The sequence below is a fragment of the Pseudokineococcus basanitobsidens genome, assembly GCF_037482545.1.
Lineage (GTDB): Bacteria > Actinomycetota > Actinomycetes > Actinomycetales > Quadrisphaeraceae > Pseudokineococcus > Pseudokineococcus basanitobsidens.
The window spans coordinates 16,119-27,392 of the sequence record NZ_JBBIAA010000035.1 but is presented as its reverse complement, the minus strand read 5'-3'; the positions used below and the strand labels follow the sequence as shown (position 1 = coordinate 27,392).

Annotated in this window: 15 protein-coding genes; 11 read left to right on the top strand and 4 right to left on the bottom strand. The window is 76.4% G+C overall.

Annotated features, from left to right (window positions below; genetic code table 11):
- Positions 1 to 259 precede the first annotated feature (259 nt).
- The 5 genes from hisH to WDZ17_RS16215 all read left to right on the top strand — a co-directional run bounded on the left by hisH (position 260) and on the right by WDZ17_RS16215 (position 3,421).
- Positions 260 to 928 (top strand): imidazole glycerol phosphate synthase subunit HisH, encoded by a 669-nt coding sequence (hisH, locus tag WDZ17_RS16235; protein ID WP_339576225.1) that lies wholly within the window; start codon positions 260 to 262, stop codon positions 926 to 928.
- Positions 925 to 1,101: a hypothetical protein gene (locus tag WDZ17_RS16230; protein WP_339576224.1), complete on the top strand. Its 177-nt coding sequence runs from the start codon at positions 925 to 927 to the stop codon at positions 1,099 to 1,101. The genes hisH and WDZ17_RS16230 overlap by 4 nt, the downstream gene beginning before the upstream one ends.
- A 103-nt stretch (positions 1,102 to 1,204) precedes the next feature.
- Complete coding sequence (priA, locus tag WDZ17_RS16225; protein ID WP_422632015.1) at positions 1,205 to 1,924, top strand: bifunctional 1-(5-phosphoribosyl)-5-((5-phosphoribosylamino)methylideneamino)imidazole-4-carboxamide isomerase/phosphoribosylanthranilate isomerase PriA; 720 nt, start codon at positions 1,205 to 1,207, stop codon at positions 1,922 to 1,924.
- The gene (locus WDZ17_RS16220) at positions 1,921 to 2,667 is read left to right on the top strand and encodes an SseB family protein (protein WP_339576222.1); all 747 of its coding nucleotides are present in this window, start codon (positions 1,921 to 1,923) and stop codon (positions 2,665 to 2,667) included. Before priA ends, WDZ17_RS16220 begins: the two co-directional genes overlap by 4 nt.
- A gap of 88 nt (positions 2,668 to 2,755) precedes the next feature.
- Entirely contained in the window at positions 2,756 to 3,421 is a 666-nt protein-coding gene (locus WDZ17_RS16215; RefSeq protein WP_339576221.1) for an SDR family NAD(P)-dependent oxidoreductase, read from the top strand.
- 143 nt (positions 3,422 to 3,564) lie between these two features.
- Here WDZ17_RS16215 and WDZ17_RS16210 read toward each other — a convergent pair whose 3' ends face one another.
- Entirely contained in the window at positions 3,565 to 4,635 is a 1,071-nt protein-coding gene (locus WDZ17_RS16210) for an MsnO8 family LLM class oxidoreductase (protein ID WP_339576220.1), read from the bottom strand.
- A gap of 77 nt (positions 4,636 to 4,712) precedes the next feature.
- On the opposite strand from WDZ17_RS16210, the gene WDZ17_RS16205 reads away from it, so the two are divergent.
- The 3 genes from WDZ17_RS16205 (at position 4,713) to WDZ17_RS16195 (ending at position 6,712) form a co-directional block, all read left to right on the top strand.
- Complete coding sequence (locus WDZ17_RS16205; RefSeq protein ID WP_339576219.1) at positions 4,713 to 4,979, top strand: RNA-binding S4 domain-containing protein; 267 nt, start codon at positions 4,713 to 4,715, stop codon at positions 4,977 to 4,979.
- A gap of 111 nt (positions 4,980 to 5,090) precedes the next feature.
- The gene (locus WDZ17_RS16200) at positions 5,091 to 6,191 is read left to right on the top strand and encodes a type III polyketide synthase (RefSeq protein WP_339576218.1); all 1,101 of its coding nucleotides are present in this window, start codon (positions 5,091 to 5,093) and stop codon (positions 6,189 to 6,191) included.
- On the top strand, positions 6,188 to 6,712 hold the full coding sequence (locus WDZ17_RS16195; protein WP_339576217.1) for an isoprenylcysteine carboxyl methyltransferase family protein: 525 nt from the start codon (positions 6,188 to 6,190) through the stop codon (positions 6,710 to 6,712). Before WDZ17_RS16200 ends, WDZ17_RS16195 begins: the two co-directional genes overlap by 4 nt.
- Positions 6,713 to 6,790: 78 nt before the next feature.
- Here WDZ17_RS16195 and WDZ17_RS16190 read toward each other — a convergent pair whose 3' ends face one another.
- The 3 genes from WDZ17_RS16190 to WDZ17_RS16180 form a co-directional block, all read right to left on the bottom strand.
- Positions 6,791 to 8,314 carry a catalase gene (locus WDZ17_RS16190; RefSeq protein WP_339576216.1) on the bottom strand — a complete coding sequence of 508 codons (1,524 nt, stop codon included), beginning with the start codon at positions 8,312 to 8,314 and terminating at the stop codon, positions 6,791 to 6,793.
- 141 nt (positions 8,315 to 8,455) lie between these two features.
- A complete protein-coding gene (locus tag WDZ17_RS16185) occupies positions 8,456 to 8,914 on the bottom strand; it encodes a Fur family transcriptional regulator (protein WP_339576215.1) in 459 nt (152 codons plus the stop codon).
- A 67-nt stretch (positions 8,915 to 8,981) separates the two neighbouring features.
- The gene (locus WDZ17_RS16180) at positions 8,982 to 9,410 is read right to left on the bottom strand and encodes a DUF1844 domain-containing protein (RefSeq protein WP_339576214.1); all 429 of its coding nucleotides are present in this window, start codon (positions 9,408 to 9,410) and stop codon (positions 8,982 to 8,984) included.
- A gap of 305 nt (positions 9,411 to 9,715) precedes the next feature.
- On the opposite strand from WDZ17_RS16180, the gene infC reads away from it, so the two are divergent.
- The 3 genes from infC (at position 9,716) to rplT (ending at position 11,228) form a co-directional block, all read left to right on the top strand.
- Positions 9,716 to 10,357 (top strand): translation initiation factor IF-3, encoded by a 642-nt coding sequence (gene infC, locus WDZ17_RS16175; RefSeq protein WP_422632014.1) that lies wholly within the window; start codon positions 9,716 to 9,718, stop codon positions 10,355 to 10,357.
- A gap of 116 nt (positions 10,358 to 10,473) precedes the next feature.
- Positions 10,474 to 10,668: a 50S ribosomal protein L35 gene (gene rpmI / locus WDZ17_RS16170; RefSeq protein ID WP_339576212.1), complete on the top strand. Its 195-nt coding sequence runs from the start codon at positions 10,474 to 10,476 to the stop codon at positions 10,666 to 10,668.
- A gap of 170 nt (positions 10,669 to 10,838) precedes the next feature.
- Entirely contained in the window at positions 10,839 to 11,228 is a 390-nt protein-coding gene (rplT, locus tag WDZ17_RS16165) for a 50S ribosomal protein L20 (RefSeq protein ID WP_339576211.1), read from the top strand.
- Positions 11,229 to 11,274 lie beyond the last annotated feature (46 nt).

Here is an 11,274-nt window from a genome sequence, read left to right as displayed (position 1 = left end):
GGCCGCCGCTTGACATCCCCAGCCCCTGGGATGTCTGACCCGCCCGGAGAGCCGTCCCGGTGGACGCGGGCCATGTGAAGCAGCGACGGAGCCGTCGGCGACGGCCGTATCCCTTCGACCTCAGCGTCCCGACGAGATCATGAACCACCGGTGGTGACTTGACCGCGAGACGCTGGAGCTGACCCGCCGGGTCATGAGCGAGGCTCGGACCAAAGCCCACGGGCCCACCCGTGCCCTTGCCGCCTCTAGGCTCGAGAACGTGGCCTCCCCGCGCGTCGTCGTCCTCGACCACGGCTCCGGCAACGTCCGGTCGGCCGTCCGGGCGCTCGAGGCGACGGGGGCGCACGTGACGCTGACGGGGGACCGGGGCGCCGCCCTGGCCGCCGACGGGCTCGTCGTCCCCGGCGTGGGGGCCTTCGCGGCCGTGGCGCGCGACCTGCGCGCGGTGGGCGGCCACGAGGTCGTCGCGGAGCGCCTGGCCGCGGGGCGGCCCGTGCTCGGCGTGTGCGTCGGCCTGCAGGTGCTGTTCGGCCGCGGGCTCGAGCACGCGGCCGACGAGGCCTCCGCCGCAGCGGGTCTCGGCCTGTGGCCGGGTGACGTCGCCCGGCTCCCCAGCGGCGTCGTCCCGCACATGGGGTGGAACACCGTCGAGGCGCCGGCCGGGTCGACGCTCTTCGGGGCGGAGCCCGACCCCGACGAGCGCTACTACTTCGTCCACTCCTTCGCCGTGCAGCGCTGGACGGGGCCGGCGAGCGCCCGGGTCACCTGGGCCGAGCACGGCGTGCGTTTCGTCGCCGCCGTCGAGGACGGCCCGCTGTCGGCCACCCAGTTCCACCCCGAGAAGTCGGGCGACGCCGGCCAGCGACTGCTCCGCCGCTGGGTCGCCTCGCTCGACGACGCGGTCGGGACGGCGAGGGGCCCGGCGTGAGCGACCTCGTCCTCGGTCTCGTCCTCGCCGTCCTCGCGGCCTTCCTGCTCGGCGGCATGCTGTCGCTCGGCCGTCAGGGCGTGCGGCGCGGCGCCGTCGTGGTCGGGGTCCTGGCGCTGGTCTCGCTGGTCGCCGCGGGCCTCTACCTCGTGCCGTACGCGCTCTCGCGCTGACCGGTCCGCCGCGGCGGGCTGCCAGGATGGGCCGGTGACCACGACGCCCGACGCCGCCTCCGCCGAGCCCTCCCGGGCCGACGGCGCCGCGGCCGCCGACCGCCTGCAGCTGCTGCCCGCCGTCGACGTCGCGGACGGCCAGGCCGTCCGCCTCGTCCAGGGAGAGGCCGGCTCCGAGACCCGCTACGGCGACCCGCTCGCGGCGGCGCTGGCCTGGCAGGAGGGCGGCGCGGAGTGGGTCCACCTCGTCGACCTCGACGCCGCCTTCGGCCGGGGCTCCAACGCCGACCTGCTCGCCGACGTCGTCGGGCGCCTCGACGTGGCCGTCGAGCTCTCCGGCGGCATCCGCGACGACGCCTCCCTCGAACGGGCCCTCGCCACGGGGTGCCGCCGCGTCAACCTCGGCACGGCCGCGCTGGAGGACCCGGCCTGGACCCGTCGGGCGATCGGCGAGCACGGCGACCGCGTCGCCGTCGGCCTCGACGTCCGGGGCACGACCCTGGCCGCCCGCGGCTGGACGCAGGAGGGCGGGGACCTCTGGGAGGTGCTGGCGCGCCTGGACGCCGACGGGTGTGCCCGCTACGTCGTGACCGACGTGACGAAGGACGGGACCTTGCAGGGGCCGAACACCGCTCTGCTGGAGCAGGTCTGCGCGGCCACCGACCGACCGGTCGTCGCCTCCGGGGGCGTGTCGAGCCTGGACGACCTCGCCGTGCTCCGGGCGCTCGTGCCCGCCGGCGTCGAGGGCGCCATCGTCGGCAAGGCGCTCTACGCCGGTGCCTTCACCCTCGCCGAGGCGCTGGACGTCGCCGGGCGGCCGTGACCCCCGCCGGCCATGGCGTCCCGGGCGGCGCCGACTCCGGCGGCGTCCCGTGGGCGGGCCGGACGCTGACGCCGAGCCCCTTCGCCGGGGACGACGGCACGGCGGACCCCGCGGTCGTCGCGGCTCTCGACGCCCGCGACGAGCACGGTCCGGCCGGCGTCGTGGCCGCGCTCGCCGGCACGCGCGTCTTCGTGCCGGTGGTGGCCGTCGCCGCCGGCGGGGAGCCGACGGCGGAGGGCGGCGACGCGGGCGCCGACATGGCCGTCGTCACGCTCACCGCGCCGGACGGGCGCCGGGCGCTGCCCGTCTTCACGTCCACGGCCGCGCTCGCGGCCTGGCGCGCGGACGCCCGGCCGGTGCCGGCCGAGGTGGAGCGGGCGGCGCTGTCCGCGGCCGGCGAGGGCTGCGCGCTCCTGCTGCTCGACCCCGGCGCGGAGCGTCCGTTCGTCGTGCCCCGGCCCGCGGTCGAGGCGCTGGCCCGGCAGCAGCCGTGGGTGCCGTCCTGGGAGCGGCAGGACGTCGCCGGCGTCCTCCGCGCGGCCGTGGCCGGCGAGGCGGCCGTCGCCGCGGCGCGGCTCGAGCGCGGCCGCCGGGCCGAGACCGCGGTGGTGCTCGCGTGCGCCCCCGGCCTGGACCGGGCGGCGCTCGACGCGCTGCTGGCCCGCGTCCAGCAGCGCCTCGCGGCCGCCGACGTCGTCGCGCAGGCCGTCGACTCCCTCGAGCTCCGCGTGGTGCCCGCCTGAGCCGTGCTGCGGCACCGCTGCTCCGACGGCGGACGAGGGCTGAGCGGCGCCCGGAACAGCCCGGTGGGCCCACCGGTTGGCCACGGGCATGACCACCATCGCCATCATCGGAGCAGGGCGCGGCCTCGGCGCCGCTGTCGCACGCCGTTTCGGGTCGGAGGGCTTCTCCGTCGCGCTGATCTCCCGCACGCAGTCCCACGTCGACACGCTCGCCGACGACCTCGGGAAGGACGGGATCCACGCCAAGGGCTTCGCCGCCGACGTGCGGGACCCGGCGTCGATCAGCAGCGCCCTCGAGCGCGCGACCGCCGAGCTCGGCCCGATCGAGGTGCTGCAGTACCAGCCGCTGCCCCAGAAGGACTTCATGCGCCCCGTCCTCGAGACGACGCCGGAGGACCTGCGCGGGCCGGTGGAGTTCTCGATCTACGGCCCCGTCGCCGCCGTGCACCAGGTCCTGCCGGGCATGCGCTTCCTCGGGGAGGGCAAGGGCACCTTCCTCTTCGTCAACGGGGGCTCCGCCGTGACGCCGGGCCAGGCCGTCACCGGCACGAGCGTCGCCTTCGCCGGCCAGGCCGCCTACCTCCAGCTGCTGCACGAGAAGCTGGGCGAGGAGGGCATCCACGTCGCCCAGCTCGTCATCGGCGGCCAGATCGTCGAGGGCGACGACGAGAAGGACCCGGCCGTGCTGGCCCAGCACCTCTGGGAGATGCACACCGGCCGCGACCGCTTCCGGCTCCAGATCAGCAGCGACTGACGCGCCGACCTCCGCGCGAGAGCAGAGCCCGTCCCCCGCACCGGGGGGCGGGCTCTCGTCGTCCTCGGGCCGGCCGCGGAGGCCCTCGTCGTCGGGCGGCGCGCGCCGCGGGGAGGCCGACGACGAGGGGCAGCGGGCGGGGGTCAGCGCGGCGGGCTGCGGTCGGGCCCGCGACGGGCCAGGGCGGCGAGCAGCGTGTCGGAGCGGGCCAGCGCCCGCCGGTCCGCCGTGCTGGAGGTGGCGACGAGCTCGGCCGCCCCGGCGGTGCCCACGACCCGCTGCAGCCGTCCCGCGACGTCGTCCGGCGTCCCGGTCACCACCGCGGCGAGCGCGTGGTCCAGGTGCCGTCGCACGGCGCCGGTGGCCGTCCGCCGCCGCAGCTCCGCGACGGGCCGCAGGGGCGGGAAGCTGCCCGTGGAGCGCGCCTCGGCCCTGGCCCACGCCTCCGGCAGCGCCAGGTCGGCCGCCTCGCGCTCGTCGTCGGCCAGGAGGACGTCGACGGCGAGCAGCACCGCGGGTCGGTCGACCGCCCCGGCGTCCTCGGCAGGTCGGAAGGATCTCCGGTAGTCCGCGAGGGCCTCTCGGGCCCGTGCCGCCGCCCCGGCGTCCTCGCCGAGCAGGGCCGCGACGAGGGGGCCGCCGACGACCACCGGCAGGCCCAGGCGGGCCGCGACGCGCAGACCGCCGCCGGTCGCGAGCACCAGCAGCGGCAGGGGCCCCACCTGCGGGCGCGACGTCACGGCCGCCCGGCCCGCCAGGTGGTCACGAAGCTCGGCGACGTCGGCCGCGAAGGTGTCGTCGGCCGCGGCGGGGTCCTCGGCGGTGGCGGGCTCCGCCGGGCCGCGGCGCAGCGCCCGGCGGACCGGCGCCGTGAAGCCGGGGGAGCGGCCGACGCCGACGTCGACCCGGCCCGGGTGCAGAGCGGCCACGGTCGCGAGCTGCTCGGCGACGACGAGCGGGGCGTGGTGGGGGAGCATGACGCCGGCGGTGCCGACCCGCAGCCGGGACGTCACCCCCAGCACGGCCGCCGCCAGCACGGCGGGCGCGGACCCGGCGAGGCCCGGGACGGCGTGGTGCTCGGCCACCCAGAGGCGGTGCAGCCCGAGGCGCTCCGCGTCCCGGGCCCGCTCGAGGACCCCGGTCAGCGCCCGGGCATCGGGCTCGCCGACCCGCGTGCGGGCCCGGTCGAGCAGGGAGATCGGCACGTCGAGCACGCACCCCCCAACACCCGCGGCCCTGCCGGTGCTCCCGTCGCCCGCGTGCTCCCCCGACGGTGGAGCACACTGCGGGCATGGCCGGTGAGCGCAGCAGCACGGGTGCCGGGGGCGCGGGGACGACGGGTGGCGAGGGCGCCGCGGCGGTGCCGACGGACGGGCACATCCGGCTGGGGCAGCTGCTCAAGCTCGCCTCCCTCGTCGAGACCGGTGCCGACGCCAAGGAGGCGCTCGCCGCCGGCGTCGTCCGCGTGAACGGCGAGGTCGAGGTCCGTCGCGGGCGGCAGCTCGCCCGCGGGGACGTCGTCGAGGTCGAGGGCGCCGCGCCGGTGCGGGTGGGCTGAGCCCACCGGCGGGCACGGGGCACCCCCTGCCGCGCGCGCACACGCGGGGGCACCGCACGATGGGGCGCGCCGCGCACCGCGAGCGCCGCTGCAGCGAGGGAGCCCTACCGCATGTCCCGCATCGTCTCGGTCGGCACCGCGGTGCCGGACCGCACGGACCCCCAGGCCCGTATCACCGACACCTTCGCGCAGGTCATCTCCCGCTCCGGCGCGCTCGACGGCCCGCGCCGGGCGCTCCTGCACCGCCTGCACGGCAACACCGGGGTCCGGGAGCGGCACCTGGCGCTACCGCTGGAGGACTACCCGGCGCTCGACGGCTTCCGCGCCGCGAACGACGCCTACGTCCGCGTCGGCCTCGAGCTCGGGGAGCGGGCCGTCCGGGAGGCCCTCGACCGGGTCGGGCTGGTCCCGGCGGACGTGGACCTCCTCGTCCTGGCCAGCACGACGGGGGTCGCGGCGCCGTCGCTGGACGCCCGCCTCGTCGAGCCGCTCGGCCTGCGGCCGGACGTGCGCCGGCTCCCGCTCTTCGGGCTCGGCTGCGTCGCCGGCGCCGCGGGGGTCGCCCGCGTGCACGACCTCCTGAAGGGGGACCCCGACGCCGTCGCGGTGCTCCTCGGCGTCGAGCTCTGCTCGCTGACGGTGCAGCACGACGACCTCTCGACGGCGAACCTCGTCGCCTCGGGGCTCTTCGGCGACGGCGCCGCGGCCGTCGTCGTGATCGGCGACCGTCGGGCGGCGGCGCTCGGCCTCCCCGGTCCGGAGGTCGTGGGGGCCCGCAGCCGCTTCTACCCCGACACCGCCGGCGTGATGGGCTGGGACGTCGGCGGCAGCGGCTTCCGCATCGTGCTGACGACGAGCGTCACCGACGTCGTCCGCCGGTACCTCGCGGAGGACGTCGAGGGCTTCCTCGAGAGCCACCACCTGCGCACGGACGACGTGGCGCGCTGGGTGGCGCACCCCGGCGGGCCGAAGGTGCTCGACGCCGTGACCGAGGTCCTCGGGCTGCCCGGCGACGCACTGGCCCGCTCGTGGGACAACCTCGCCGCCAACGGCAACATGTCCTCGGTGTCGGTGCTCCACGTCCTCGCCGAGACCCTGGCGCAGCCGCCCGCCGAGGGCGACCACGCCCTGATGTTCGCCATGGGCCCCGGGTTCTGCGCCGAGCTCGTGCTCCTGCGGTGGCCGGCGGCCGAGGCCGCGGTGGCTGCGTGAGCGCCGCCCTCTACGTCGTCCTCGTCGTCCTCGTCGGGGTCGAGCGCCTGGTCGAGCTGGCGATCTCGCGCCGCAACCTCGCCTGGGCGCTGCGGCGCGGAGGCTTCGAGACCGGCCGGGGGCACTTCCCCGTCATGGTCGCCCTGCACACGGGGCTGCTCCTCGCGTGCGTCGTCGAGGTCCTCGTCGCCGACCGGCCCTTCGTGCCGCTCCTCGGCTGGACCGCGCTGGTGCTCCTCGTCCTCACCGAGGCGACCCGGGGCTGGGTCGTCGCGACCCTCGGGCGGCAGTGGAACACCCGGGTCGTCGTCGTCCCGGGCATGCGGCGCGTGGTGCGGGGCCCCTACCGGTGGCTGCGGCACCCCAACTACGTCGTCGTCGCGGTCGAGGGCGTCGCGCTGCCCCTCGTCCACACCGCGTGGGTGACCGCTCTCGTCTTCACCGTGCTCAACGCGGCCCTGCTCCTGCTGGTCCGGATCCCCGCCGAGGAGCGGGCGCTCGCCCGGCTGCGCGCGGGCTGAGCGCACGCGACGCAGCGAGCCGGACGTACGAAGGCCCCGGGAGCCGTCGCTCCCGGGGCCCTCGTCGCGTCGGCGACGTCAGCGCTTGGCGGCCTCGTCGCCCGGGGCCGTCGGGGACGCGCTGGTCGTCGGCGCCGAGGCGGGCTTCTGCTCGCGCACCGCCTCCTCGATCCGGTCGCCCGTCTCCTTGTCGATGTTCCGCCAGTACTCGAAGGCGCGCTCGAGCACCGGGTCGGTCACCCCGTTGAGGAGGTGCCCCGAGACGTTCGTCACGAGCCGCGTGCGCGCGTCGTCGTCCATGACGTCACGGACGAGCGTGCCCGGCTGGCTCCAGTCGTCGTCCGCGGCGTGGTCGACGTAGGCGCTGCGGGCGGTCCGGCCGCCCGCCTCCCACCCCGGGGTCTCGCCGGAGCGCTGCGGGTCGGCCTGCGGGCCCGCGTAGCTGCTCGGCTGGTACACGGGCGTCCTCGGGTCGTTCCAGCGGTACGCCATGGACCCCTCCTTGGCGTACGTGCCGAGCGGGGCCTGCGGCGCGTTGACCGGCAGCTGCGTGTAGTTCGTCCCGATCCGGTAGCGGTGCGCGTCGGCGTAGCTGAACATCCGGCCCATGAGCATCTTGTCGGGGCTCGGCCCGACGCCGGGCACCATGCTGCTGACGTCGAACGCCGCCTGCTCGATCTGCGCGTGGAAGTTCTCCGGGTTGGTGTCCAGGGTCATCCGGCCCACCTCGACGAGCGGGTAGTCCTTCTGCGACACAGTCTTCGTGACGTCGAAGATGTTGTGCCGGTAGCCCTCCGCCTCGGCGAGCGGGATCACCTGGACGTACATGGTCCAGCTCGGGAAGTCGCCCTCGGCGATCGACGCGAAGAGGTCCTGCCGATGGTGGTCGGGGCTGGCGCCCGCGACCCGGTCGGCCTCGTCCTGCTCGAGGAACTCGCTGCCCTGGTCGGTCTTGAGGTGGTACTTGACCCAGAAGGCCTCGCCGTCGGCGTTCATCCACTGGAAGGTGTGGGAGCCGTAGCCGTTCATGTGCCGCCACGTGCGCGGCACCCCGCGGTCGCCCATGAGCACGACGACCTGGTGCGCGCTCTCGGGGGAGAGCGTCCAGAAGTCCCACTGCATGTCGTTGCTGCGGAGCCCCGTGTCCGGCAGCCGCTTCTGCGACCGGATGAAGTCCTGGAACTTCATGGCGTCCTTGACGAAGAACACGGGGGTGTTGTTGCCGACGAGGTCGTAGTTGCCCTCGGTCGTGTAGAACTTCAGCGCGAAGCCGCGGGGGTCCCGCCAGGTGTCCGGCGTCCCCTGCTCGCCCGCGACGGTGGAGAAGCGCGCCAGCATCCGGGTCGTGGTCCCGGGCTGGAACAGCGCCGCCCGGGTGTACCGGCTGACGTCGCCGGTCACCTCGAAGGTGCCGAAGGCGCCGCCGCCCTTGGCGTGCACCACCCGCTCGGGGACGCGCTCCCGGTTGAACTGCGCCATCTTCTCGATGACGTAGTGGTCCTGGAGGAGGGTCCCCCCGCCGGGGCCCTGGGTCATCGAGTGCTCGTCGCTGGCGACGGGGATGCCGGCGTTGTCGGTGGTCCAGGTGGCCTCGGTCGTCATGGTGCTCCTCCGGGTCGGTACGTGTCCGTCACGGGCCGTGCTGCTCGACCCGGTTCACGTCCCACGATGTGCCACAGGGACCCCGCCCGCACCTCGCGGCCGGGCCTTCGCAGGCCGCGTGCAGACGGTGCCCAGGTGGGCTCAGGCGGCGGCGCACCGGGCGCAGGTGCCCCAGTAGATGACCTCGGCCTCGTCGACGGCGAAGCCCGTGCCGTCGGCCGCCGGCACGAGGCACGGCGCCGCGCCGACGGCGCAGTCGACGTCCCGGACCTCGCCGCAGGACCGGCAGACGAGGTGGTGGTGGTTGTCGCCCACCCGCAGCTCGAAGAGGGCGGGCGAGCCGGCGGGCTCGATCCGCCGGACGAGGCCCGCGCCGACCAGCGCGTGGAGGACGTCGTACGCCGCCTGGGTGGAGACGCGGCCGATGCGGGCGCGCACGCCGCGCGCCACGTCGTCGGCGTCGGCGTGCGGCTGCTCGGCGAGGACGCCCAGGGCCGCGACGCGCGGGGCGGTGGCGCGCAGGCCCGCGGCGCGCAGGCGCTCGGCCGCCGGGAGGGGGGCCCCCGCTGCGCTCGCGGAGGTGCTGGCGGGGGCGCTCACGACGCCAGCGGACCACCCAGTCTGGAACCCGTCAAGCGCGGGACGTGGCCGCGGGCAGGACGCGCGGTCAGCGGACCGGTCCGGTGAGGCGCTCGCCCGGGCCGTCACCGGGGGCGTCCGGCACCGTGGAGGCCTCGCGGAAGGCCAGCTGCAGGGACCGCAGGCCGTCGCGCAGCGCCCGCGCGTGCTGGTTGCCGATGTCCGGCGCGGCGGTGGTCACCAGGCCCGCGAGGGCGGAGATGAGCACGCGCGCCTCCGCGAGGTCGAGGTGCCCGGCGGCCTCGGCGTCCTCCGCGAGCCCGCACTTGACGGCTGCGGCGCTCATGAGGTGGACCGCGGCGGTGGTGATGACCTCGACGGCCGGCACCTCGGCGATGTCCCGGACCGCCGAGGGCCCACCGGTCCCCTCGGCGAGCGCTCCCCCTGCGGTGGCGGCGGGCTCTGCGGCGGGGGTGTCGGGGCTCGGGGCCTCGTGGGCTGGGGTCTGCGGGTCCACGGCTGCTAGCCTGGCACGCAGACCGACCTCGACCGAGCGCCCGCCTCCGGCTGGTGCCCGGGAGAGGACGCCAAGCGGAGGACACCCTCCCACCCGATCGCGACCCCCGGCCCCCGGCCGGAGCGGTGGCCGGGTCCCGGTCCGCCCGGCGGCTGCCGGTGCGTGCGCCCCGTGGCGCGCCCTCCTGCGAGGGCGTCCACGGGCAACCGGAACCCCGGGTGGGACGTCACCGCCGACGCGACCACGGCCCGGGGGTCCGCCCCGCGGCGTGGGACGGCACCGGACCGCACGACGAGGAGCAGCACATCAGCGAACCGCGCATCAACGACCGGATCCGCGTCCCCGAGGTCCGGCTCGTCGGACCCGGAGGGGAGCAGGTCGGGATCGTCCGCGTCGAGGACGCCCTCCGTCTCGCCCAGGAGGCCGACCTCGACCTGGTCGAGGTCGCCCCGCAGGCGCGACCGCCCGTCTGCAAGCTCATGGACTTCGGCAAGTTCAAGTACGAGGCCGACATGAAGGCGCGCGAGGCGCGCAAGAACCAGGCCAACACGGTGCTCAAGACCGTCCGCCTGCGCCTGAAGATCGACCCGCACGACTACGCCACCAAGAAGGGCCAGGCCGAGAAGTTCCTGTCCGCGGGCGACAAGGTCAAGGTCATGATCATGTTCCGCGGGCGTGAGCAGTCCCGCCCGGAGATGGGCTACCGGCTCCTGCAGCGGATGGCCGGCGACGTCGAGGAGCTGGGCTCGGTCGAGAGCGCGCCCACCCAGGACGGCCGCAACATGGTCATGGTCATCGGCCCGCACCGGAAGAAGGCCGAGGCCCGTGCCGAGCAGCGTCGGCGCCGGGACGCCCCGGAGGCCGCGGCGGCTCCGGAGCAGGCCCCGGAGCAGCCGGCGGACGCGGCCCCCGCGGCCGAGCAGGAGACGGCCGAGCAGCAGGCCTGATCCCGGCCGGCCGGCGAGACCAGCACCACCCGCACCGCCCCCGGGGGACCGGGGGCGCCGTGCGCCCGCACCAGGAGCGCGCACGGCCCGACGCAGCACCGAGGAGAGACGGCGGCATGCCGAAGAACAAGACCCACAGCGGCGCCAAGAAGCGCCTGCGCCTCACCGGCACCGGCAAGGTCATGCGCGAGCGCGCCGGCCGTCGCCACCTGTTCGAGGGCAAGCCCTCGCGGGTGACGCGCCGCCTCGCGGGCGACGTCGAGGTCAGCGGGGCCGACGCGAAGAGGGCCCGCCGGCTGCTCGGGCGCTGACCGCGGCCGACCACGGCCGGGCGGCAGCGCCCGGCACCCGCGTCCCTCGCGAGGGACGCACCCACCAGCACACCCCGCAGCACCGGGCCGCCAGCGGCCGGTGGTGACGGCCCTGCGGCCGTCGCGCGGACCCGCGGCCCCCGGGCCCGGACGACACGAGGAGCACGTCAGTGGCACGCGTCAAGAGGGCCGTCAACGCCCAGAAGAAGCGCCGGGAGACCCTCGAGCGCGCCAGCGGCTACCGCGGCCAGCGCTCGCGGCTGTACCGCAAGGCCAAGGAGCAGGTCACCCACTCGCTGGTGTACTCCTACCGCGACCGCAAGGCGCGCAAGGGGGACTTCCGCCGGCTGTGGATCCAGCGGATCAACGCGGGGGCCCGCGCCCACGGCATGACCTACAACCGGTTCGTCCAGGGGCTCAAGGCCGCGGGCGTCGAGGTGGACCGCCGCATGCTCGCGGAGATGGCCGTCAACGACGAGGCGGCCTTCGCGGCGCTCGTCGAGCTGTCGCGGGCCAACGTGCCGGCGCAGCCGGCTGCGTCCGGCGCGGCCGCGGCCTGAGGCCGACCCCGTGAGGACGCCCGACCGGTCGTCCTCCCGCGCGCAC

Excerpts from the sequence above, each read along its gene's own strand:
- WDZ17_RS16200 (WP_339576218.1), top strand. The coding sequence starts at position 5,091 with ATGTCCCGCATCGTCTCGGTCGGCACCGCGGTGCCGGACCGCACGGAC.
- rpmI (WP_339576212.1), top strand. The coding sequence starts at position 10,474 with ATGCCGAAGAACAAGACCCACAGCGGCGCCAAGAAGCGCCTGCGCCTC.
- WDZ17_RS16205 (WP_339576219.1), top strand. The coding sequence starts at position 4,713 with ATGGCCGGTGAGCGCAGCAGCACGGGTGCCGGGGGCGCGGGGACGACG.
- WDZ17_RS16190 (WP_339576216.1), bottom strand. The coding sequence starts at position 8,314 with ATGACGACCGAGGCCACCTGGACCACCGACAACGCCGGCATCCCCGTC.
- WDZ17_RS16215 (WP_339576221.1), top strand. The coding sequence starts at position 2,756 with ATGACCACCATCGCCATCATCGGAGCAGGGCGCGGCCTCGGCGCCGCT.